This window comes from Hydrophilobacter chitinilyticus (genome assembly GCF_049860745.1).
GTDB lineage: Bacteria > Pseudomonadota > Gammaproteobacteria > Burkholderiales > Burkholderiaceae_C > Rhodoferax_B.
The window spans coordinates 3,632,567-3,655,049 of sequence record NZ_CP187561.1 but is presented as its reverse complement, the minus strand read 5'-3'; the positions used below and the strand labels follow the sequence as shown (position 1 = coordinate 3,655,049).

Annotated in this window: 21 protein-coding genes; 5 read left to right on the top strand and 16 right to left on the bottom strand. The window is 62.9% G+C overall.

What is annotated here, in order from left to right; translation table 11 throughout:
- Window positions 1–108 precede the first annotated feature (108 nt).
- Window positions 109–609 (top strand): ABC transporter ATP-binding protein, encoded by a 501-nt coding sequence (locus ACPWMG_RS16235; RefSeq protein ID WP_483300513.1) that lies wholly within the window; start codon window positions 109–111, stop codon window positions 607–609.
- A gap of 4 nt (window positions 610–613) precedes the next feature.
- On the opposite strand, the gene ACPWMG_RS16230 is transcribed toward ACPWMG_RS16235, so the two are convergent.
- Window positions 614–1,972, bottom strand: a complete 1,359-nt coding sequence (locus ACPWMG_RS16230) for an MATE family efflux transporter (protein ID WP_483305273.1) — start codon at window positions 1,970–1,972, stop codon at window positions 614–616.
- A 47-nt stretch (window positions 1,973–2,019) separates the two neighbouring features.
- Complete coding sequence (locus ACPWMG_RS16225) at window positions 2,020–2,715, bottom strand: DUF2239 family protein (protein WP_483300512.1); 696 nt, start codon at window positions 2,713–2,715, stop codon at window positions 2,020–2,022.
- A 325-nt stretch (window positions 2,716–3,040) separates the two neighbouring features.
- Between ACPWMG_RS16225 and ACPWMG_RS16220 the strand changes: the two genes are divergently transcribed.
- The gene (locus ACPWMG_RS16220) at window positions 3,041–3,889 is read left to right on the top strand and encodes a hypothetical protein (RefSeq protein WP_483300511.1); all 849 of its coding nucleotides are present in this window, start codon (window positions 3,041–3,043) and stop codon (window positions 3,887–3,889) included.
- Window positions 3,890–3,902: 13 nt separating this feature from the next.
- On the opposite strand, the gene ACPWMG_RS16215 is transcribed toward ACPWMG_RS16220, so the two are convergent.
- The 8 genes from ACPWMG_RS16215 to ACPWMG_RS16180 all read right to left on the bottom strand — a co-directional run bounded on the left by ACPWMG_RS16215 (window position 3,903) and on the right by ACPWMG_RS16180 (window position 11,592).
- Window positions 3,903–5,000 carry an NAD(P)/FAD-dependent oxidoreductase gene (locus ACPWMG_RS16215; protein ID WP_483300510.1) on the bottom strand — a complete coding sequence of 366 codons (1,098 nt, stop codon included), beginning with the start codon at window positions 4,998–5,000 and terminating at the stop codon, window positions 3,903–3,905.
- Window positions 5,001–5,095: 95 nt separating this feature from the next.
- Window positions 5,096–5,425: a ferredoxin FdxA gene (gene fdxA / locus ACPWMG_RS16210; protein WP_483300509.1), complete on the bottom strand. Its 330-nt coding sequence runs from the start codon at window positions 5,423–5,425 to the stop codon at window positions 5,096–5,098.
- Between the two features lie 101 nt (window positions 5,426–5,526).
- Window positions 5,527–6,819 (bottom strand): sulfate adenylyltransferase subunit 1, encoded by a 1,293-nt coding sequence (locus tag ACPWMG_RS16205; protein WP_483300508.1) that lies wholly within the window; start codon window positions 6,817–6,819, stop codon window positions 5,527–5,529.
- Entirely contained in the window at window positions 6,819–7,772 is a 954-nt protein-coding gene (gene cysD / locus ACPWMG_RS16200; RefSeq protein WP_422829577.1) for a sulfate adenylyltransferase subunit CysD, read from the bottom strand. Before cysD ends, ACPWMG_RS16205 begins: the two co-directional genes overlap by 1 nt.
- Window positions 7,773–7,796: 24 nt before the next feature.
- Window positions 7,797–8,420 (bottom strand): phosphoadenosine phosphosulfate reductase domain-containing protein, encoded by a 624-nt coding sequence (locus ACPWMG_RS16195; RefSeq protein WP_483300507.1) that lies wholly within the window; start codon window positions 8,418–8,420, stop codon window positions 7,797–7,799.
- A 35-nt stretch (window positions 8,421–8,455) separates the two neighbouring features.
- Window positions 8,456–8,878, bottom strand: coding sequence for a DUF934 domain-containing protein (locus ACPWMG_RS16190; protein ID WP_483300506.1), 423 nt, complete (start codon window positions 8,876–8,878; stop codon window positions 8,456–8,458).
- A 27-nt stretch (window positions 8,879–8,905) separates the two neighbouring features.
- On the bottom strand, window positions 8,906–10,705 hold the full coding sequence (locus tag ACPWMG_RS16185) for a nitrite/sulfite reductase (protein ID WP_483300505.1): 1,800 nt from the start codon (window positions 10,703–10,705) through the stop codon (window positions 8,906–8,908).
- A 95-nt stretch (window positions 10,706–10,800) separates the two neighbouring features.
- Window positions 10,801–11,592 (bottom strand): sulfite exporter TauE/SafE family protein, encoded by a 792-nt coding sequence (locus ACPWMG_RS16180; RefSeq protein ID WP_483300504.1) that lies wholly within the window; start codon window positions 11,590–11,592, stop codon window positions 10,801–10,803.
- 158 nt (window positions 11,593–11,750) lie between these two features.
- On the opposite strand from ACPWMG_RS16180, the gene ACPWMG_RS16175 reads away from it, so the two are divergent.
- Window positions 11,751–12,002 carry an oxidoreductase-like domain-containing protein gene (locus ACPWMG_RS16175; protein ID WP_483300503.1) on the top strand — a complete coding sequence of 84 codons (252 nt, stop codon included), beginning with the start codon at window positions 11,751–11,753 and terminating at the stop codon, window positions 12,000–12,002.
- Here ACPWMG_RS16175 and ACPWMG_RS16170 read toward each other — a convergent pair.
- Together ACPWMG_RS16170 and ACPWMG_RS16165 are read right to left on the bottom strand one after the other, a co-directional pair.
- The gene (locus ACPWMG_RS16170) at window positions 11,986–13,041 is read right to left on the bottom strand and encodes an Ldh family oxidoreductase (RefSeq protein ID WP_483300502.1); all 1,056 of its coding nucleotides are present in this window, start codon (window positions 13,039–13,041) and stop codon (window positions 11,986–11,988) included. The two genes, ACPWMG_RS16175 and ACPWMG_RS16170, sit on opposite strands and share 17 nt — an antisense overlap.
- A gap of 30 nt (window positions 13,042–13,071) precedes the next feature.
- Window positions 13,072–14,370 (bottom strand): HD-GYP domain-containing protein, encoded by a 1,299-nt coding sequence (locus ACPWMG_RS16165; protein WP_483300501.1) that lies wholly within the window; start codon window positions 14,368–14,370, stop codon window positions 13,072–13,074.
- A 70-nt stretch (window positions 14,371–14,440) separates the two neighbouring features.
- On the opposite strand from ACPWMG_RS16165, the gene ACPWMG_RS16160 reads away from it, so the two are divergent.
- On the top strand, window positions 14,441–15,577 hold the full coding sequence (locus ACPWMG_RS16160; protein WP_483300500.1) for an oxidoreductase: 1,137 nt from the start codon (window positions 14,441–14,443) through the stop codon (window positions 15,575–15,577).
- A gap of 86 nt (window positions 15,578–15,663) precedes the next feature.
- Window positions 15,664–18,081: a YgiQ family radical SAM protein gene (locus ACPWMG_RS16155; protein ID WP_483300499.1), complete on the top strand. Its 2,418-nt coding sequence runs from the start codon at window positions 15,664–15,666 to the stop codon at window positions 18,079–18,081.
- Window positions 18,082–18,142: 61 nt separating this feature from the next.
- Here the strand turns inward: ACPWMG_RS16155 and ACPWMG_RS16150 are convergent, their stop codons facing one another.
- The 4 genes from ACPWMG_RS16150 to ACPWMG_RS16135 all read right to left on the bottom strand — a co-directional run bounded on the left by ACPWMG_RS16150 (window position 18,143) and on the right by ACPWMG_RS16135 (window position 22,464).
- Window positions 18,143–18,364 (bottom strand): hypothetical protein, encoded by a 222-nt coding sequence (locus ACPWMG_RS16150; RefSeq protein ID WP_483300498.1) that lies wholly within the window; start codon window positions 18,362–18,364, stop codon window positions 18,143–18,145.
- Between the two features lie 189 nt (window positions 18,365–18,553).
- Window positions 18,554–19,531: a Bug family tripartite tricarboxylate transporter substrate binding protein gene (locus tag ACPWMG_RS16145; protein WP_483300497.1), complete on the bottom strand. Its 978-nt coding sequence runs from the start codon at window positions 19,529–19,531 to the stop codon at window positions 18,554–18,556.
- A gap of 125 nt (window positions 19,532–19,656) precedes the next feature.
- Window positions 19,657–21,237, bottom strand: a complete 1,581-nt coding sequence (locus tag ACPWMG_RS16140; protein WP_483300496.1) for an FAD-dependent oxidoreductase — start codon at window positions 21,235–21,237, stop codon at window positions 19,657–19,659.
- A gap of 294 nt (window positions 21,238–21,531) precedes the next feature.
- Window positions 21,532–22,464: a LysR family transcriptional regulator gene (locus ACPWMG_RS16135; protein ID WP_483300495.1), complete on the bottom strand. Its 933-nt coding sequence runs from the start codon at window positions 22,462–22,464 to the stop codon at window positions 21,532–21,534.
- Window positions 22,465–22,483: the final 19 nt, after the last annotated feature.

Here is a 22,483-nt window from a genome sequence, read left to right as displayed (position 1 = left end):
GCACCAGTGGCTTCTACAATCCGCGTTCATTCAATCGCCAGCCATACGATTCGGCGTATACCGCTTCCCCGGAACGGGGTCGTCGCCGAATAGCCATATTTGAAGCCCATGAACTGCCTACGCCAGCCGCTGATTGCGGCAGCCTTTATCTGCCTTGGCGGCCATGCCGCCGCGCAGAACCAACCTGAGGCTCCGGCCTACAAACCGAATCTTTGGCGTGTGGAGATCAGCCCCTACACCTACCACTACTCGTACAACCCCGAGCACCGTCCGGTGCACTTGATCGGCGTGGAGCGCGAGACCCCTGACCGCTGGTTTTTCGGCGCCGCGTACTTCACCAATTCGTTTGGACAGGACAGCGGCTACGCGTACTTTGGCCGCAGCTACTACAACGTGTTGGACAGCTTGCCCCGCGTTTACATGAAGTTGTCGGCCGGCGTTCTGTACGGCTACAAGCCGCCCTATGAGGATAAGGTGCCGCTGAACCACAACGGCTTTTCACCCGCCATCGTGCCGGCGGTTGGCTGGCGCTTTAACGGCGGATGGAACGCACAGATCAACGTGCTGGGCGCAGCTGCGTTGACCTTCTCGCTGGTCAAAGAACTCTAGAGCCTTAAAGCCGGCGCAACGGCTTCTTCTTCCACACCAGCCGGTAGTAAGTGGTTTGCAGCCCCAGCATACAAATGAAGGTGATGGGGTAGGCGATCCAGATGCCATTCAGCCCCATGTGCTGGCTCAGCAGCCAAGCCACCGGCACCTCGATACCCAAGATGCAGAAGATGGAAATACTGGTGGGCACCAGCACGCTCCCGCTGGCGCGCATCAGCCCCGAGAGCACCGCCTGCATGCCAAAAATAATGGTGCTCCACAGCATGATGTGCAGCAGCGTTTGCGCCAGTTCAATCACTGGTGGCGAGGTGATGAACAGCGCCAGAATGTGGCGCGAGAACAGATAAGCCAGCAGCACCAAGGTGCCCGTGAGCGCCAGGTTCAGATGGATGCCGGTGCGCGCAATCTTGCCCAGAGTATGGCCTCGGCCTGCGCCAATGGCCTGCGCGCCCAGGATTGACGCCGTGATGGCAATCGACAACGCCGGAAACTGCACATACGCCACCACCTGGTTGACCGCACCGTAGGCGGCTGTGGCGTCCGAGCCAAAGCGGTTGACCAGGAACAGCACGGCCACCTCAGACAGCGCAATCACCACCATCTGCACGCCCGTGGGCAAACCAATGCGCAGCACTTTGGCCAGCAGCGCAGGCTGGATACGCATGCTGCGCAGGAACGTCGCATCGGGCGCCAACGGGTGTTTGCGCCACAGCAGATACAGCGCCAGCCACACGGTGGCCACCACATACGACACTACCGCGCCCCACGCGCCGCTGACCACGCCCATTTGCGGCAAACCCCACCAGCCGCGAATCAATGCGGGCGTGACCAGCAGGCCGACGGCGGTGGAAATACAGAGCGTCCACAACGGCGTGACCGAGTCGCCCACACCCCGCAGCATCGACGTGGCGAGCAAAAACACAAACAGCCCCGGCATGGCCCAGAACATCACCCGCGCATAGGCCGTGGTGCTGGGCAGGATGTCGGCTGGTGTCCCCAGCCCGGTCATGAAAAGGTGTGTGAAGCTGCCGCCAAACACCGCCACCACCGCCCCTGCGATCAAGCCCACCGATAAGGTGGTGCCCGCAATGGCTTTGACCCGCGCGGGCTCTTTTGCGCCCCAGGCCTGACCAATCAGCACCGATGCCCCGGCACCCAGGCCAATGGAAAACGCGATGAAGAAAAACACCACCGGAAAAAACGCTGACACCGCCGCCAGTGCCTGCACGCCCAGCATCTGCCCCAGGTAGATGTTGTTGAACGTGCCCGAGAGCGCCTGCAAGATGTTGCTGACCATCATCGGGATGAGGAAGGTCACGAAGGTGCGCCACATGCGGGGTGGCTTGGCAGGGGCGGGCGGAATGGCCGTGGAGGTGGCGGTGCCGCTCGCAACAGACTGAGGAGGCTGGGTCATGGTGCGGAGTTTGTGTTTTGGTTGTCGAGCGCAGGTGCCGCTAGACGCAGCATATAGCTGCGCACGTCGGCCGGCCAAGCGGCAGTCCATTGGTGGAGGGCCGAGGTGTCTGCTGCAAACAACGCCCGGCTGGCTTCTTCAAAACCGGGGGCGTCGCCCGCCATGGCTTGCATGAAGCGATAGCTGGCTTCCTGCGCAAGCCGCGAGCGGTAAGCGGTTTGGCTGTGACGTCGCGCATCTTCTACCAGTTTGCGCAGCGCAACCGATGCACCGCCGGGTTGGGCGTTGAGCCAATCCCAGTGGCGCGGCAGCAGGGTGACCTCGCGCGGCACCACACCCAGGCGTGGCCGACCGGGCCGGCGCGGTGCTTCATCGGTCGCCTCGCCAGCGGTTTCTGGTGCTGGCGCGGTGGCGCTGATGGCGTTCAACATGGCCGTCAAGGTCGGGTGTGATGGCAAGCGTTGCAGCACGGCGTCCAAGGTGTCACGTAAATCCAGCTCGACCTGGCGACCATCTTGGTCATTGAAGACCCACAAGCGGGTGTCCGGTGCGGCTAGGCTGGTGTTGTGCACTTGCGTGGCCACACTCGCCAAGTCACCGTGCGCAATGCATTGGGTGCCGGCAAAGGCGGTGAACAGTGGCGTAAGGGGCGGGTGGTCTGCAGGCGCGGGTGAAGATGGGTTTTGAGGCATGTGACTATTATTACCCGGATTTAATTATTGTTCAATTAAATCCGGGTAAAACATTTGCGCCTGGAGATTTTGCTGTTCCTCAAAGGGCATGTGCCTGTTTCAAAAAAAGCGGCTTTGAATAAGCGGCTACACGACAGTTATTCGAGCGATCAAGCAGATTGAATTGGCGCACCACTCGGCGTAGAGTGGTGTAAGACGTGGCCGACGTTTGAATCCGCGACATCCCACAAATTGCCGGCCAGCAGAGGCACACACTTTGCCAGCGAGGACGCACGTTCATTAGGCGGTAGTTGGATGAAAGCGGCAGCATCACTAAGGGGCCACCATGCATAAAGCAGTCGTGAGCAGAGGTGTTGAAGGTGTGATGGGAAAACCAGGCAAGACGCGTTGGATGCCGCGTCTGGCCCGACCGAGTGCCTTGCTTTTGTCGGGCAGTTGTGGCGCCTTGTGTGGCTTCAATGTGTGGGCAGACGAAACCGCGAGTCAGACTTTGGCCGCGAACACCACGCCGTCTTCCTATGCGGGTTATGCGGGGTACACCGGTGCGGCTGAAGCCTCAGAGTCCACCGACCGTGATACGGCCCCCGCACAGCGCCGTGGCCACACCGAAGTCCGCGCGATCAGCTTGCCCACGTGGGACCGGCCCTCGGCGGCTGATGCAGCCCAACGCGGTGCTTTTGGTGGCAGTGGTTACGGCAGTGCGTTTGGCAACTCCCTTGGCAATTTCAACGGCAACACCGACATGCCACCGATGCGCGTGGAGTTCAGCCACTGGGCGCGTGTGAGCGGCGGCGCGGGGGTGGCGCTTGGGGTGGTGCAGCCCGGCAGCAGCGCAGCCGTGAGCAGTGGCCCAGCGGAGGTGCGAGACCCGTCATCCACTGGTTCAAGTGTGGAGCTGGGCTTGCGCTGGCGCGGCAATATTGCGGAGCAGCGTCGTTTGGACATTGGCGCGTGGCGCCGCGTCACCAACACCACGCCAGACGCCTACACCCTGACGCAAACCAATGACAGCGCGCTGTACGCCGCCCGCGTAGAAGTGCAGTTCCCGACCGCGAAGTACGGCGGGTTGGCGCCGGAGTTGGGCGCGGTGGGCATGGAGATGAACGGCGGCGGTAAAGTGGTGCTGCGCGCCAAGCGCGGCGGGCCGATGGTCTATTACCGCGCCAAGTTCTAGTCTTTAGGTCGACTTAGCCCGCGTCGGTTTTCACTGGTGTGGCGACACCCAGCAACTGGTGCAGGCGCGGCGACGTGGTGGTGTATTGCAGCAGCGTTTTGCGCTCGGGGAACACGATGGCGGCCGTCGCAAATGCGGCCAGCACACATTCGTGGAAGCCACACACAATCAGCTTCTTTTTACCGAGGTAGGTGTTGATGTCGCCCACGGCAAAGATGCCTGGCTCGCTGGTGGCAAAGGCTTCGGTGTCGACCTGCAGTTGCTTGCGCTCCATCGCCAGGCCCCAATCGGCCACCGGGCCGAGCTTGGGTGACAGGCCGAGGTAGACGATCAACTGCTGCGCCGGGTGCAAGGTGGTAGCGCCATCCACGTCGATGATGTTCAGCCCGGTGAGGGCGCGATTAACGCCTTGCTCAGCGCTTTGTTCAAAGCCAGTGATCTGCCCCACCTTGAAGTCCAGTTGGCCGGCTTCACGCAAGGCCAGCAGCTCGGCCACCGCCATGGCGGGCGCCTGCAGCACTTCTCGGCGGTGCAGCAGGGTGATGCTGCGCGGGCGCGCGCCGTCGGGCAGCGCGGCGAGGTCGAGCACGGCTTGCACCGCGACCTCATCTCCGCCCATCACCCACACATCTTGCCCCACCAGCGCAGGTGCTGGCGCCGCGTGGTAGTGCAGGTGACGGCCTTCCAATATCTCGACGCCTTCAACCTTGAGCTTGCGGGGCTCAAATGCGCCCACGCCTGCCGCGATCAATACGGCTTTGGTCAGGAAGCGTTGGCCGCGCGTGGTTTCTAGCGCGAAGCGGCCGTCGGCCTCGCGTTGCAACGCGCGCACCGACTGGCCGAGGTGGTAGGTCGGCTTGAACGGTGCGGCTTGCTTCTCCAACTGCGCTACCAGTTCACGGCCGGTGCAGGCCACCACGGCGGGAATGTCGTAGATTGGTTTGTCGGGGTAGAGCTCAATACATTGGCCGCCGACATAGGGCAACGAGTCGATGACGTGGGCGCTGATCTCCAGCAACCCGAGCTGGAATACCTGGAACAGGCCGACCGGCCCGGCACCGATGACAACGGCATCGGTCTCGATCAATGAGGAAGGGGTAGATGTGGTCACGAACTGAAATGTAAAACGGGGCCTGCGAAATGCGCGGCCCCGTTTAGTTTGAGCTTGGTGCCCAAAAGGTCTTAGCTAAGAACTTAGCTAAAAAGTTAGCGAACCAGTTGTTCAACCTTGTTCGGCTTGTCTTTCCACTCGTCGGCATCAGGCAACGCCGGCTTGCGCTTGGTGATGCTCTTCCAGCCATCGGCACGGGCCAGTTCGGCGTTGATCTTGATGAAGGCGAGTTGCTCTGGTGGCAAGTCTTCTTCAGCAAAGATGGCGTTGGCGGGGCATTCTGGGATGCAGACGGCGCAGTCGATGCACTCGTCCGGATCGATCACCAGCATGTTGGGGCCTTCGCGGAAGCAGTCCACGGGGCAAACATCGACGCAGTCGGTGTATTTGCACTGGATGCAGTTTTCAGAGACGACGTGAGTCATGTGTGTAAGTAGTAGATGGGTCTTGTGGGACGAGCGTCTGGCGTTTTTATAGGGCACCCGCAGCGGCGGATGCCTTTACGCTTTTTGCGCAACCCAGCATTTTAAGGGTTTCCGCGAACCAGCACCGCGCCAGAGGTTTTGTGCGACGCGGTGTCGACCAGAACTAACGAACCGAGCGCCCGCGATTGCACAAACGGCCGTGTGGCAATGGCTTCTTGCAAAGCCAGTTCAATGTGACCAATGGCGTTGGGCGCCAACTCGGTGGCGTCTTCCTCGGCCAGGGTGTTGATGTCCAGCTTGTGCACGATGCGCTTCACCTTGGCCTTGACCCAGCGGTGACCGTGCAGCGCCCAATACACGCGGCCAGCGACCAGCGGTTCGTCGTCCATCCAGGCCACCGTGGCCGAGATCTCGCGGCTGGCTTCAAACTGGCCGGGGGCCAGCAGCCAATCGCCACGCGACACATCGACTTCGCGGTCTAGCGTGATGCCTGCGCTGTTGCCCGCGAGCACGCTGGTGGGGCGGCGCGCGTGGTCGAGCACCTGTGCCACCGTGGCGGTTTGGCCGCTCGGCAAGATGCGGATTTCTTGGCCCACTTGCACGCTGCCCGTGGCCACGCGGCCCCAGAACACGCGGCGGCCTTGGCTGGTGTCGCTGCTGGAGTGGAACTTCTCCACCCACTGCACCGGGAAAGCGAAGGCCTGATCCGTTTCGGCAGGTGTGCTGGGCAGTTGCTCCAGGATTTGCAGCAGCGTGGGGCCGGTGTAGCCGCACCAGTCGGGCGTATCGCTGTGCCCGGCTTCAACCACGTTCCAGCCTTTCAGTGCCGAGATCGGCACGATGGCTTTGACGGGGATTTCGGCGGCTGCGGCAAACTTGTTCAAAGCGGCGCTGATGTGTGCAAAGGCCAGGGCCGAGTCAGCCACCGCGTCGAGCTTGTTGATGGCGAACACGATGCTCGGCACGCGCAGCAGGTGGCACAGCAGCGAGTGGCGGCGGGTTTGCGGCAGCAGTTCCAGCGCGGCGTTTTTCCAGTCGAGCTTGGTGGCATCGACCAGCACCACGGCGGCATCGGCGCTGCTGGCGGCGGTGACCATGTTGCGCGTGTATTGCTCGTGGCCGGGCGCGTCGCCGATGATGAACTTGCGGTCTTCGGTGTTGAAGTAGCGGTAGGCCACGTCGATGGTGATGCCTTGCTCGCGCTCGGCCGACAGGCCGTCGGTCAGCAGCGCAAGGTCTGTTTCACCTTGGCGTTGCACACCGGCCAGGTGGTCTTGCAGCACGGCTTTGGTGTCGACCAGCAGGCGGCCGATGAGCGTGCTCTTGCCGTCGTCGACGGAGCCGCAGGTGATGAATTTCAGGGCCGACAGGGCTTGGGTTGTGGTTGCGGTCATCAGAAGTACCCGTCTTTCTTACGTTTTTCCATGGACGCTTCGGATGTTTTATCGTCCATGCGTGTGGCGCCGCGTTCACTCACGTCGGCGGCCAAGGTTTCGATCACGATGTCGGCGGCGGTTGCGGCATCGCTTTCCACCGGGCAGGTGCAGGTGATGTCACCCACGGTACGGAAGCGCACTTGGCGCATCTCGGCGGTTTCACCGGCCTTCAGCGGCGTGAGCTCGGTGACCGGCACCAGCAGGCCTTTGCGTTCCACCACTTCGCGTTGGTGCGTGTAGTAGAGCGAGGGCAGGGCGATGTTTTCGCGCTCGATGTATTGCCACACGTCCAGCTCGGTCCAGTTGCTGATGGGGAACACGCGGAAATGTTCGCCGGGCTGCAAGCGGGTGTTGAACAACGTCCACAGCTCGGGACGCTGGGCCTTGGGCTGCCATTGGCCGAAGCTGTCGCGGTGCGAAAAGATGCGCTCTTTGGCGCGCGCCTTTTCTTCGTCGCGGCGGGCACCGCCGATGAGGGCGTCGAAGCGAAATTCTTCAATCGCTTCCAGCAGCGTGACCGACTGGTGCACGTTGCGCGACTCACCGGGATGGGCCAGGCGCACGGTGCCGCGCTTCATCGAGTCTTCGACGTTGCGCACGATGAGTTCGGCGCCGAGCTCCTTGGCGCGGAAGTCGCGGAAGTCGGTCACTTCATGGAAGTTGTGGCCGGTGTCGATCATCAACAGCGGGTAGGGAATGCGGCCCACACCAAACGCTTTTTCTGCGCACTTCAGCAGCACCAGCGAGTCTTTGCCGCCCGAGAACAGCAGTGTTGGGCGCTCGAACACCGCCGCGACTTCGCGCAGGATAAAAATGGTTTCTTCTTCCAGCGCGTCCAGGTGGGCGTTGCTGAGGTGGGCGGCAGCTTGGGTCATCGGGGCTGTGTTTTCTAAAGGGGCACGGGCGTTCATGGGCGGGTCACATTTCTGTGGAAATCAATGCGCAAGGTGCAAGCCGCACTCGCGGTTGTCTTCGCCCTTGGTTGGGTCCACGTAGTCGAAGTTGTTGGGCAGGCCGTGGGTTTCGCAGTATTCGTACAAATCTTTGGACGACCAGTGCAGCAGCGGCGCAACCTTGATCAGGCCGTCAGGATTGATGCTGACGGGATCCATCTGGGCGCGCACGGCGGTGTCGGTGGCGCGCAGGGCGGTGAACCACACCTTGGGGGCGGTTTCACGCAAGGCGCGGGCAAATGGCTCCAGCTTTACTTCTTCGGTAAAGGCTGCGTGGCGCGGGTCGTCCAGCGCGGGCGTGGGGCCTTCTACGGCTTCGCGGTGTGCCCGCGAACGGCGTGGCAGGTAGATCTGCAGGTTGAGCTTGAGCCGCTGGGTGACTTCATCGACGAAACGGTAGGTTGCTTCGGTGTTGTAGCCGTTGTCCATCCAGACCACGGGCACATCGGGCCGCACGCGCGTGACCATGTGCAGGATGACCGCCTCGAACGGGCGGAAGTTGGTGGTGACGATGGACGGTTGGTCCAGGCCAAGGGCCCAGTCCACCAGTCCTTGGGCGTTGCGGCCCAGTTCGGCGTTGACGTGTGCGAGGTCTAGGGTGCTCATGTGTCTGCTTTGCTCAGGCTGCGTTCAAGCAGCGTTCAGGCTGCGGTGGTTGCTTGGTCGCGCAGTTCGGGTTCAACAAACAGCGGCTTCACGTGCACGGCATCCCCTTGGTAGAAGGCTTTGAAACGGTCGAACTGGCGCTGGGCGGCGCTGGCGTCCACACCTTCGCGCAGCACGGCCACGTCAAAACCGCTGCGCTGCATTTGCACCAGTTGGTCGATCAGCACGTCGCCGGTGGCGCGGATTTCGCCTTTGAATTCGAGGCGGCGGCGCAGCAAAAAGGCTTGGCTGTAGGCGCGGCCATCGGTGAACTTGGGGAACACCAGGTCGATGCGGGTCACGCCTTCGAGGGCCAGCGTGCGTGGGTCCACGTCGTTGGCCACGGTGAGGATGCCGTTTTGGGCATCAGATCCTACTTCCGGGCCCTGTGTATGTGCGGCGGCAGCTATGATTTTCATTGTCTTATTTCTTTCTCAAACAGAGGCTTAGGCGGCCACAGCAGCAGGACGGCCGGTGCTGATACGGGCTGCGTTGGCGGCTTGTTTGAACGGGTCTTGGCCCACGCGGCGCAGCGTGTCGATAAAGGTTTCGGTTTTGCCATGACCACTTTGATCGCTTTGGCGGTTGGCGCGGTAGGTGTCGAGCAGGGCTTCGATCACTTCAGGCACTTCAGCGGCGCTGAACGAGGGGCCCACTACCTTGCCGGCAGCGGCGTGACCGGACAGGTCCGAGCCATCAGATCCGGCCAGCGTCACTTGGTACCACTCCTGGCCGTCTTTATCCACGCCCAGAATGCCGATGTGGGCACTGTGGTGGTGGCCGCAAGAGTTGATGCAACCGCTCATGTGCAGGTCGATCTCGCCCAGGTCGTGCAGCTCGTCCATGTCCTGGTAGCGCGCCGTGATGGCCTCGGCAATCGGCAACGAACGGGCGTTGGCCAGGGCGCAGAAGTCGCCACCGGGGCAGGCAATCATGTCGGTCAGCAGGCGGATGTTGCTCAGGGCCAAGCCAGCGGCGCGGGCCTCGGTGTAGAGCGCGGTCAACTCGTCTTCGCGCACCCAAGGCAGCACCAGGTTTTGGTCGTGCGTCACACGCGCTTCGCCGGCGCTGTAGCGGTCCATCAGGTCGGCGGCACCGGCCAGTTGGTCGGCCGTGGCGTCGCCGGGCGAGTAGCCGGGGCGCTTGAAAGACAGCGTGACGATGCGCAGTGCAGGATTCTTGTGGGCCGACACGTTTTGCTTCAACCAACGTTGGTATTCCGTGGCGCTGGTGTCAAAGTTGGCGGGGGCTGCAATGGTCGATGCGGGCAGCGTGCCTTGGCGGCTGGCGGGCACTTCAAAGCTGGCGGACACGCGGTCCAGCTCGGCTTGCGTGATGGTGTGCGGGCCACCGTCGTGAGCAATGATTTCCTTGTATTCGGCTTCGACCTCGTCGATATAACGTTGGCCTTCGGCCTTCACCAGAATCTTGATGCGTGCCTTGTAGATGTTGTCGCGGCGGCCCCAGCGGTTGTAGACGCGGATCACGGCTTCGAGGTAGTTGAGCAATTGGTTCCAAGGCAGGAACTCGCGGATCACCGTGCCTACCACGGGGGTGCGGCCCATGCCGCCGCCCACCATCACGCGCAGGCCCACTTCGCCGGCTTCGTTCTTCAACACGTGCAGGCCCACGTCGTGCCAGGCGGTGGCGGCGCGGTCGTCGGTCGCGCCGGTGATGGCGATCTTGAACTTGCGTGGCAAGAAGGCGAACTCAGGGTGCAGCGTGCTCCATTGGCGAATGATTTCGGCGATGGGGCGTGGGTCGGCGATTTCGTCTACGGCCACACCAGCGCGTTCGTCGCTGGTGGTGTTACGGATGCAGTTGCCGCTGGTCTGGATGCCGTGCAGGTGCACGCTGGCCAGCAGGTCCATCACGTCGGCGCTCTTGACCAAGGGAATCCAGTTGAACTGCACGTTCTGGCGCGTGGTGAAGTGGGCCACGGCGCTGGGCAGGCTGGTCAGATCGCTCAGGCCGGGGTTGGCCTTGGAGAGGTCGTTTTCTTCCTTGCGGTCGTAGTCGCGGGCGATGGTGCCGAGCACGCGGACTTGCGCGCTGTTGATTTCGCCGTAAGGCACGGCGATGCGTAGCATGGGCGCAAAGCGTTGCACGTACCAGCCGTTTTGCAGGCGCAGCGGGCGAAACTCGTCTTCGGCCAGTTTGCCGGCTTGCCAACGTTCCAATTGGTCGCGGAACTGGGCGGCGCGCAACTGAACGAACTGCTTGTCGAATGTGGTGTATTGGTACATCTTTTAGGTCAACGTCATCGAAGGTTGAGGGGCTTGCAGCGCACCGGTCAAGCCGGCGGCCTCACGTGTGCATTGGTGGCAAACCCGCGATTGTTCTACAAAGCGATCAACTTTGCGCCGGCGTAGGCCAGCAGCAGAGATAAAAGGGAGCGAATCAGGCGCTCAGGCGTCTTGCGCATGAGTTGCGAGCCAATCCAAATGCCCGGCAACGAGCCCACCAGCAACTTGGCCAGCAGGGCCCATTCCACCGAGCCGATGGATGCGTGGCCCAGACCGGCCACCAGCGTGAGCGGCACGGCGTGGGCGATGTCTACCGCCACAATGCGCGGCAAAGAAAGGGCGGGGTACAGCAGCATCAGCACCAGCACACCAATGGCGCCGGCCCCTACCGAAGTGAGCGTGACCAAGGCGCCAATCACCGCACCAAACACCACCGGCAGCACCTTGCTGCGCAGCGTGGGGTGGTGGCTGGCGATGGCCGCAGCGGCCGGGGTACCGGCGGTTTTACCGCGAATGGCTTTATAGAGTGTGGCCACAGCGGTCAGCAACAGAGCCACGCCCAGCGTGGTCGTCATCACGCGCTGCACCGCTGGGTCGGCCGGGCCTAAGTGGTTCAACACGGCGAGTGTGACCAGCGACGCGGGCACACTGCCTGCAGCCATGCGCAACACGATGGACCAGTCGATGACCTTGGCGCGCGCCAGAGCGACCGAGCCGCCCATCTTGGTGAAGGCAGCAAACAGCAGGTCGGTGCCAATCGCCAAGTGCGGCTTCACGCCGAAGAAAAAGATCAGCAACGGCGTCATCAACGAGCCGCCGCCTACGCCGGTTAAACCGACGATGAACCCGACAAAAAAGCCAGCAAAAACGAACGCGATATCGTGCATAGGGCTGCACTATAAAAGTGGCCCTTATGGATACAAACTACATTTTTGTTTGACCAATATGTGCATAAACATATGAGGGAATCATCTCAACCCATGGTTTGGCACCATTACGGCAGAATGCGGGCCTTTGCCATCCCACCTACTTCCGTAGCTGATCCATGCTTGATCTGACGCAGCTCCTTAACGACCACGCCACCACCTTGGCCGTGTTTGATGAACTGCAACTGCGATTGGCCAAGACTGGCGCGGTGTTGCGCGCGCCGCCGCCAGCGCCCACCACGTGTTGTGGGCGCGGCTGCAACGGCTGCGTGTGGGAGGGGTTTTACGACGCGGCTAACTACTGGCGCGACGATGCGCTGGAGGCGCTCCAGGCTTTCGACGCTCTGAAAAACCTCAGGCTTCAGGAATAGGCTCGGGCGCCTTGACCTGGTACGCCTCGCCCCACGCCGCCAGCGACGGGATGATGGAAGGGTACAGCGCCACGCCATCCAGCAACTGCTGTTGCAGCAGCTTCAACCCGTTTTCACCCGGCGTGCGCACCGGATGGCCCGCCTTGGCCGGGCGCGAGGCGCGGCAGCTCTGGGTGACTTTGTCGGTCTGGCGCGTGAAGGCGTCGAGTCCGGCGAAGGCGCGTGGGTCGATGATCTGCAGAAACACCGTGGCACCCCAGCCTTCCTTGGGATCGGCGCGGCCGTGGCCGGCCAGGCCGCCGGTCAGGGCCTCGACCAGCAGCGTCAAACCGTAGCCCTTGTGGCCTGAGTCTTTGCCGCCCAGCGGCAAGATCGTGCCCTTGGGGTCGGCAAACAACACCGCCGGGTCGGCGCTGGGTTCGCCGTGACCATCCATCACCCACTGCGCGGGCAGATGGCGGTTTTCCTTGTGCAGGCGGTTGGTCAAGCCGTTGGTGGTGGCCGAGGTCGACACATCCATCAACACCGGCAGCGTCGACGTGGGAATGCCGGCCGAGATCGGGTTGGGCGTGAACACCGGGTCGAGCCCGCCAAACGGGGCCACGCTCTCGCCGTTGGGGTCGGAACAGGTCAGCACCATCAGCAAGCCCTGGTCGGTGGCGCGCTTTAAGAAGGCGGCCAGGCAGGCAATGTGGTGGCTGCGGCGAATGACCACCGTGCAGGTGCCCAGGCGCGCGGCGCGTTCCATGGCAATGTCCATGGCCTTGAGCACCAGCCACGGGCCGGGCAGGCGGCGGCCGTCCCAGCTGATGGCGGCGGGGTGGTCGGCCAGCACGGTGGGGCCGCCGTCTTTGGCCATGGCACCCGATTTGAGTTCGCCCAGGTAACCCGCCAGTTGCGCAAAGCCGTGGGTGTTGTGGCCCAGAAGGTCGCCCTCCAGCAGAATTTCGGCTACCGCGCGGGCCTTTTCAGCGTCCAGGCCTGCTTGGGTCAGCAGGGCTTCGGCGTAGGCCAGGAGGTCGGTCGGGCGGTAGCGCATGGTGTTTGTCTCTTTCCTTGTGTATTTAGATTAGCTGGACAGGATCTTCGATACCGCTTCGTCGCCCTGGTTGAACCAGGCTTGCAACGGCGGCGGGTAGCTTTCTTCGGCCGACTCCACCCAGTTCAAGCGCACCTGGCGTTGCAGCGCGCGCAGTTGCCAGGCCATTTCGCGGGTGATGAGCGATAGCTCAATGGCGGTCAATCCGGTGATAGTGGAGGTGTCGATCTGGCTCAGCAGGTCGGGCGAGGTGCCGGTTTCCACCAGCGTGCGGCGCATGCGCGCACAACGTGCGGCCACATGCAGCAGGGCGCTACGCCGGGCTTGGGTGACGCGTGCGTCGCCGGCCAGCGAGGCGGGCCAATCGGCCAGGGTTTTGTCGATAGCCGAGAGGCTGGCCACGGGGTCTGGCACTTCTTCGTCAAATGGCTCGACGATGGCGTCTTCTTCGGGCGGCGGGTTCAGTAGCGCCAACACGCGGGTGACCAGCTCGGGCTGGTAGCGCTGGCGGTTGGTGCGCAACAGCACCGACAGGCGCAACTCGGCATGGCTGCGGTGCGGCTTGATCATGGCCGCCACCAGTTGTGCCAAGGCCAGCAGGGCGCCCCAGGGGCTGACATAGGCACCAGAGATGCCGCTGGGGTAACCCGAGCCATCCAACATTTCATGGTGTTCGCGCACAGCCCGCACCATGTCGCGCGAATATTCTTTGTGCTCTTGCAGCAACAGGGCCGACACCAGCGGGTGTGAATACAACTGGCGCCGCTCGTTGCGGCTGATCTGTTGCTTGGGCTGCAATAGCACGGGGTCGACATGCAGCATGCCCAGATCGTGCAGCAGTCCGCCGGACATGATCATCACCAGGTCTGAGCGCAGCACCTGCGGGCGGCGGCCCAGCCAACCGGCGATCAAGGCCGTGGCCACGAAGTACCTGAACTGCTCGGGGTGGACGTCGCGCGCCACCGTGAGCTGGAAGGCGATGGGCTTGGGCAGCGGCAGGGATTCGAGCAAGTCCAGCAGCACCAGCCGATCCTGCGGCTTGGGTGTCATGCGGGCAAACATCGGCAGTTCTGTAAACAGCTCTTCGGCCGTGGCGCGCAGGTCGCGGCCGCGTACCGGGCCTTCTACATCGAGTGCGTTTTGCCAGGGCTCGGCCGACTGGTGCTGCATGAGGCGCTCATACAGCTTGGCGGTCATTTTGGTGCCGCGGTCGATGAGCTTGATGCCTTGGGCGGTGAAGATCGCGTTGGTGGCGACCAGGGGCCGTTGTTCGCCCATCTGGGCCACGGCTTTATTGAAATGGGGCGAGTCAGCTACGCGTTCTGGCATGGGCAAGTTTGTAACACAGGGAAATCGGCGCAAACGCCGCGTATGCGTATTTTCGAGGGATCATATGGGCATGCCGCAAACAAAACCTGCTCACTTTTATTCTCCGACCATTGTTCAACGTCTTACCGCCGACCGCCCGGTGCGCGCGGCTTTGGTGGGCTACGGTTCTGCCGGGCGGATTTTTCATGCACCCTTGTTGTCTGGCGCGCCGGGCATTGAACTGGCATGCATCGTCAGCAGCAAGCCTGAAGCCGTGCGCCAGGACTGGCCCCACACACTGGTCGTGGCCACCGCAGACGAAGCCTTTGCCAATCCCGATATTGATTTGGTGGTGATCGCCACCAGCAACCAAACCCACCACCCGCTGGCGCGCGCGGCACTGCTGGCCGGCAAACACGTGGTGGTCGACAAACCGTGCACCGTCACCCTGGCCGAGACCGAGGACCTGCTGGGCCTGGCGCGCACCGGCGAACGCATGCTGGCGGTGTTTCAAAACCGTCGCTTCGATGCCGATTTTCTGGCGCTGCGTGAAGTGGCGGCCAGCGGCGAGTTGGGGCGCTTGGTGCACTTCGAGTCGCACTACGACCGCTACCGCCCCGAGGTGCTGAGCCGCTGGCGTGATGACGACATTCCCGGTTCTGGCCTGTGGGTGGACCTGGGCGCGCACTTGGTCGACCAGGCGCTGCAACTGTTTGGCGTGCCCGACGACATCTTGGTTGACCTGGCCCTGCAGCGCGACGGCGCCCGCACCAACGACTACTTCCACGCCCAGTTTCGCTATGACAGACAACACCCCGGCTTGCGTGTGGTGCTGCACGGCAGCGCGCTGGTACCCAAGCTCGGGCCGCGTTATGCGCTGCACGGCACCAAGGGCTCGTTCATCAAATATGGGCTGGACACGCAAGAAGACGCCCTGAAAGCCGGCGCCCGCCCACAGTGGGGTGATCTGGCCGCCTGGGGCCGCGATCCGGATGTGGGCGAACTGGTGTTTCCGCAAGACGGCGCGCCGGTTCGTCGCGCAGCGCCCGATCTGCCGGGCAACTACCTTGCCTACTACGGCCAGGTGGCGGCGTTTTTGCGCGGCCAGGCAGAAGCACCGCCGGTCACGCCCGCCGAGGTTTACCAAGTGATGGCGGTGCTGGAGCGCGGCCGCCACAGCGCCGACAAGGGCCATCGGGTCGATACCTCGGATTTACGCGGCCTCTGAGATAAGGAGGGGCTGAGTAGCCCTACAGTGGGTGTTTTAAGAGGGGAGCAACTACAATCTAGGGTTATTCCCCCACAAAGACCCCGATGAACGCCCCAGTTGACGTTTCCTTTTTTGCGCGCGCCGCCAAGCCGCTGACCAGTTACCGCAAGTACTGGGCATCCCGTTTTGGCACGGCCAAATTTCTGCCGACCTCGCGCAAGGAGATGGAAGCTCTGGGCTGGGACAGTTGCGACGTCATTGTGGTGACCGGCGACGCCTATGTCGACCACCCAAGCTTTGGCATGTCCGTCATCGGCCGCATGCTGGAAGCCCAGGGCTTCCGCGTCGGCATCATCGCCCAACCCGATTGGCAAAGCGCCGAGCCGTTCAAGGTCCTGGGCAAACCGAACCTGTTCTTCGGCGTGACCGCCGGCAACATGGATTCGATGATCAACCGCTACACGGCGGACCGCAAAATCCGCAGCGACGACGCCTACACCCCCGGTGACGTGGGCGGCTCGCGCCCCGACCGTGCCGCCATCGTCTATTCCCAGCGCTGCCGCGAAGCGTGGAACGATGTGCCCATCATCCTGGGCGGCATCGAAGGCAGCCTGCGCCGCATCGCGCACTACGACTACTGGTCGGACAAGGTGCGCCGTTCCATCGTGGTGGACGCCAAGTGCGATCTGCTGCTGTACGGCAACGCCGAGCGCGCCATTGTCGAAATTGCCCACCGCCTGGGTGCCAAAGAGCCGGTGCAAGACATTACCGACGTGCGCGGCACGGCCTTTGTGCGCCGCAGCACGCCCGAGGGCTGGTTCGAGATTGACTCCACCACGGTGGATGCGCCCGGCCGCGTCGAAGCGCACATCAACCCGTATTTGATGGTGTCTGACCAGGCCAAGGCCAACGGCGAAACCTGCGCCAAAGAAGACGAAGCCAACGCCGTCGCCGCGCAGGCCGAAGCCGCCGCCCGTGGCAAGGCTGGCAGCGCCATCACCTTGCCCGCAGCCTTGGCTACCAACCCCAACGTCAAGCCGCTGACCTTTGTGCCGAACCCCGCGCTGCGCGGTCTGGGCTCCCACAAAGTGCCGCCGCGTGAACGCAGCGTGTTGCGCCTGCCTTCGTACGAGCAAGTGCGCGCCGACCCTGTGCTCTACGCCCATGCCAACCGCGTGCTGCATCTGGAAACCAACCCCGGCAACGCCCGCGCGCTGGTGCAGGCGCATGGTGAAGGCAACACCGCGCGTGACGTGTGGATCAACCCGCCACCCATCCCGCTGACCACGGCCGAGATGGACCATGTGTTCGACCTGCCGTACGCACGCAGCCCGCACCCCAGCTACGCCGATGAAAACGGCAGCCATGACGGTGCCACCAAAATCCCGGCGTGGGAGATGATCCGCTTCTCGGTCAACATCATGCGTGGCTGTTTTGGCGGCTGCACTTTCTGCTCCATCACTGAGCACGAAGGCCGCATCATCCAAAGCCGCTCTGAAGACTCGATCATCAAAGAGGTGGAAGCCATTCGTGATTCGGTGCAGGGCTTTACCGGCACCATTTCCGACCTGGGTGGCCCCACGGCCAACATGTACCGCATCGGCTGCAAGACGCCGGAGATCGAAGCCGCTTGCCGCAAGCCGAGCTGCGTGTACCCGGGCATCTGCCAGAACCTCAACACCAACCACGATCCGCTCATCAAGATCTACCGCCGTGCGCGTGCGCTCAAGGGCATCAAGAAGATTTTGATCGGCTCCGGCCTGCGTTACGACCTGGCCGTGCAGTCGCCCGAGTACGTGAAAGAGCTGGTGCAGCACCACGTGGGCGGCTACTTGAAGATCGCCCCCGAGCACACCGAGCAAGGCCCGTTGTCGAAGATGATGAAGCCGGGCATCGGCAGCTACGACAAGTTCAAGCAGATGTTCGAGAAGTACTCGGCTGAAGCGGGCAAGAAGCAGTACCTCATTCCGTACTTCATCGCTGCGCACCCGGGCACGACCGATGAAGACATGATGAATCTGGCCATCTGGCTGAAGAAGAACGGTTTCCGCGCCGACCAGGTGCAAACCTTCTACCCCAGCCCCATGGCCACGGCCACCACCATGTACCACACCAACCGCAACCCGCTGCGCAAGATCACGCGCACCAGCGAGTCGGTGGACATCGTGCGTGGCGACAAGCGCCGGCGCCTGCACAAAGCGTTTTTGCGTTACCACGATTCGAACAACTGGCCGCTGCTGCGCGAAGCCTTGAAGGCCATGGGCCGTGCCGACCTGATTGGCAACGGCAAGCAGCATTTGATTCCAAGCTGGCAGCCGCTGACCGACGGCACCTACCAAAGTGCGCGCCGTTCCAATTCCACCCCTGTGGCCGGTAAGGCGCCAGGTGCGGCCAAGGCCGCAGGAGCCGGTAAGGTGATCAGCGGCAAACCACAACGCGGCCGCATTTTGACCCAGCATACCGGTCTACCACCCCGTGAAACTGGTGCCGCCAAGCGGCCTGGCACCGGGAAGAAACGCTAAGTTTCAGACCCAAGAAAAGGGGCCTTGCAGCAATGCAAGGCCCCTTTTTTACGGACTGCGGTTAGCGCCGTTCGTTGGCGCTCGGCTTATTGTCCAGCGCGTCATTCAACGCATCGCGCAAAAGCTGCAACTCGTCGGTCGAGAACGTGCCAGAGAACTTCACCTGGTGTTCAGGCCGTTTGGCTGTGGCGACGAAGCGGCTGATCAGCAAATGGTGGCCAGAGTCCGTGGGTGTGACGCGCGCGTCGATTTGCCAGCCAGAGGTGGATTGAAATACCTGCATTTGATTTTTTCTTGCCCCGCAGACGGTGAGAACGTCTGCTGCGTGCGGGGAAGAGTCGCGGCTCAACGTTTTAGCAGTTGTTAACGCCCCTGCAATAGTCATAACTCGGGCGGCTACCTTGACGGGTAGCTCGTGGATTGTAACGGTTCCGGCGATGCGGTTGACCGCATCGCCGGAAGTCACGCTCCCTTACTGTGGCACCAAGCCTGCGGCCTTGACCAGTTCTGCGTGAAGCTTGATGTCTGCGGCAATCGTGCGCTGCAGTTCTTCGGGTGAGCTTGGTGCGACTTCGATGCCGCTTTCACCCAGCTTGGCCGTGAGTTCTGCGTCCATGGCAGCGCGCACGGCGGCGTTCAGCTTGTCGACGATGGGGCGCGGCGTCTTGGCCGGTGCCAGCAGCCCAATCCATGCGGAGAGCGACAAGTCAGCAATGCCGCTTTCGGCCATGGTGGGGGTGTTGGGCAGCTTGGGCGTGCGTTGTGGGCTCATGATGCCAAGCGCAAACAGCTTGCCCGCCTGAATGTGCGGCAGGGCTTCGGGCAGCACCGCAAACATGGCGTCCACCGTGCCGGCCAGCGTGTCGTTGACCGCCAGTGCGCCACCCTTGTAGGGCACGTGCAGCAGTTGGACTTTGGTGCGGGTCTCGAACATCAGCCCGCCCAGGTGTTGCGGGCTGCCGTCGCCAGACGAGGCGAACGTAATCTGTCCAGGAGACGCCTTGGCAGCGGCCAGAAAAGCGGCCAGAGTGGGGTACTTCTGCTTGTCTTTCACCACCAGCACCATGGGCTGGTTGACCAGGCGCGCCACGGGGGTGAAGTCGGCCTCGGGGTCGTAGGGCAGGGTCTTGAAGATGCTCTTGTTGGTGGTCAGGAACGACGCGGGTGACACCGTGAGGGTGTAGCCGTCCGGCGCCGATTTCGCCACCGCCGGCATGCCGATCTGTCCGGACCCGCCCGCGCGGTTGTCGATGATGAAGGGTTGGTTCAAGCTGGTGTTGAGCTTCTGGCCTAGTGCCCGAGCGATCATGTCCACACTGCCACCGGCCGGCAATCCGACGATGATCTTCACAGGATGGTCGGGGTAGGTGTTTTGTGCCAGCAAAGGGGCGCAGAAGCTCAGCAGGCCGACGGTGCAACCCAGGGTGGTGACAAGATGGCGAATGTTCATAGTGCGATCGTTTTGTATGTGGTCAAAGACTCAATACGTACAGCAAGTTCCATGCCGATGACCGATAGGCATACGTCTGCGAACACCAGGTGAAGCCCTGTGGCGACACCCAGAGACGCACTTCATCAATCAGTTTTTTCTACGCCGGCTGCGACGAGCGGCGCGCTTCTGCCAAACCATTTCGAAGCAGCGTGTGCCAACGCCGCTGCGTCGGGGTCGGCATCGCTGGCCCAGGCTACAACGCCGTCAGGGCGTACCAGTAGCGCTTGCAGGCCAAGGCGCTCGGTGGCGCCTTGCGCCGCATAGGCGATGCGCCCGTGCCATGGCGCAACGGCTGATTTCAGTTGTGCGTTGCGGCCAAAATCCACCAAAAGGCCCTGGCCTTTTTGAAGGTGCTCGGCGAGCTGGCTTCCATCGTTGAACTCGAACTCCGGCGCGCTGCGGCCAACCAGTGGGTGGCTGTCTCCCAGCTCGTAGCGCAACCTCAACCCCCACACGCGTTCAGCGAAATAGCTTGCGCCATCGCGTGTATCGATCAGCTCGCGGATGATGGCTTCCAGCGCGCGTGAGCTTGGGCTGGGCCGCATCAGCCCCACCTGGGCACGCGACCAATCGAGGATCTGCGCCCCCACCGGATGGCGTTCCGCGTGGTAGCTGTCGAGCAGGCCCTCTGGCGCTTCGCCAAGGATGGTGGCGGCCAACTTCCAGCCCAGATTCATGGCGTCGCCCACACCCAGGTTCAGCCCTTGGCCGCCAAGAGGGGAATGGATGTGGGCGGCGTCGCCCGCCAGCAGCACACGCCCTTTGCGGTAAGCCGTGGCTTGAAACGCGCGGTCGGTCCAGGTGGTGGCAAGCTTGACTGCAGTGATGTTGACCGCCGCACCGGACACACGCCGCAGCACCGACTCCACGTGTTCCTGGGTCATCGCCTGCGTGCGATGAAAAGCGCCGCCGTCGAAATCCACCATGGCGATGGTGCCGGGCGGTTGGTAGGTGTACATGCCGTTCGGCGTGTAGTGCCTGCCTGGTGCCAGTGCGTCAGCATTGGCCATCTCAATCTCCACTGAGTAGCCCGTGAACTCAGGCGCGGTGCCCACAAATTCAAAGCCCGCCAACTTGCGCACGGAGCTGCGGCCGCCGTCGCAACCTACCAGCCAGCGTACGTTGAAGGCCTGTTCACCTGCATGAAGGGCTACGCCGTCCATCGAGGCATTCACGTTTTGCACGCCCAGACCGCGCCGGATGTCGGCCCCCAACTCGCGGGCGCGGCTCTCCAGCACAGTCTCCATGGCTTCCATCGTCGTCGCCATGCCGCCCACTGCCGGCTGGGGCAGGTGATACGGCCACTTGCTGGAGTCGATGTTGTCTTCAAAAAACTGAATGCCGGCGAAGTGGCCGCCGGGGCGGCGCGGCTGTTGCATCCAATGCGCCGCCTGTGTCGCGCCGCCCTTGGTTGACGGGCTTTGGGCGGCTGTTTGTGCCTTGAGTTTGTCTAACAAGCCCCGGCGGTTCAAGGCGTCCATGGTGGGCACGGAAAGGCCGCGCATGCCAAAGGGCAGTTGCTTGAACGGCGAGGTCGGGTCGAGGGCCTGTTCTAGCAACAGAACTGAGACGCCGCGCAAACGCAGTTCGCAGGCCAGAAACAAACCCACCGGGCCCGCGCCGACGATGGCGACGTCGAAATCATGTGTTGGTGAATTGCGCATCAAATACTCCTGAGTGTCTGTTCGACCGGAGCAGTTCATGATTTGAGAACCACACGGACGAACAAGAAATGAATGCCCGAGTGGCATCGCTTGTTCGTCGTGGGGCCTCTTGTGTGAGCAAGAAACAGAGCCTTCGTTTCCGAAGGAACTTGGGCTGACCAAACCAAGTTTGCCTTTTTCGACGTCGCCACTTTAGCATCCCACGGGCCTCTCATGCGTGGCGCAGGCCTGGCCGAAAGGTGGTGGGTGTGGCTCACCCAAGCGGCTGTCTTTCTACGGTCTGATGGCCACGGCTTAGCTGGCTTTGCGCTGCCGCGTTGCCGCACTACGCGGCTTTTCATCCTGCCCGTAGTAGGCCAACGCCAGGGTGCGCAGCAACTCGGTGGCCAGGCGGCTGGGCCGGGTGGCGGGGCGCGCCTTGGGCACGGCCAGCACCACGCGGTTGCGCACGGCGGGGCTGACGATGGCGGCCACGTGCAGCGGTTGCGGGTAGTTCCATAGCCGCGCGGCGCTGGCGGGCAACACGGTGTGCGAGACGCCACGCGCCACCAGCGACAACACGGTTTGTACCGAGTCCACTTCGGCCACGATGGACAGCGGCAGGCCGCGCGGCCGAGTTTCTTTTTCCAGCAATTGGCGCAGCGCGTTGGGGCCGCTGGGCATGACCAGGGGCAGGGCGGCCACATCGGCCAGCTTCATGCGGGCGGGCAAGGGCTTGGGGCCAAACAGCACCAGGGGTTCGCGCGCCAAGGTTTCCTCTTGCACCTGCGCGGAGTGCGGCGGGTCGAACAGAATGGCCGCGTCCAGCTTGCCGGCCACCAGCCATTCGCGCAGGCGAATGCTCAGCGCTTCCACCACACAGATCACGGCGTCGGGGTACTGCGCGCGAAAGCGTTCTATCAAGTCTGCCGTGAGCACTTGTGCCACGCGGGGTGGTAAGCCCACCATGACGCGGCCGTGCGGACTGGCGCGGCGTTCGTGCATGTCAGCGCGGGCGCGGTCGGCCAGCTCAAAAATGTTGCGCGCATGGGCCAGCAGCGCCAGGCCGGACTCGGTAGCCTCTGCGCCACGGCCGGTGCGCACCAGCAGCGGTTGCCCCACTTCCTGCTCCAACAGCAACACTTGGCGGCTCAGTGCTGGTTGCGACATGTGGAGCGCGGCGGCGCCTCGGCTGAAGCTGCCGGCCTCGACCACGGCGGCGAAATAGTGCAGGCGCGTCAGGTCCATGAGGTGTTTTGTGCGGGCA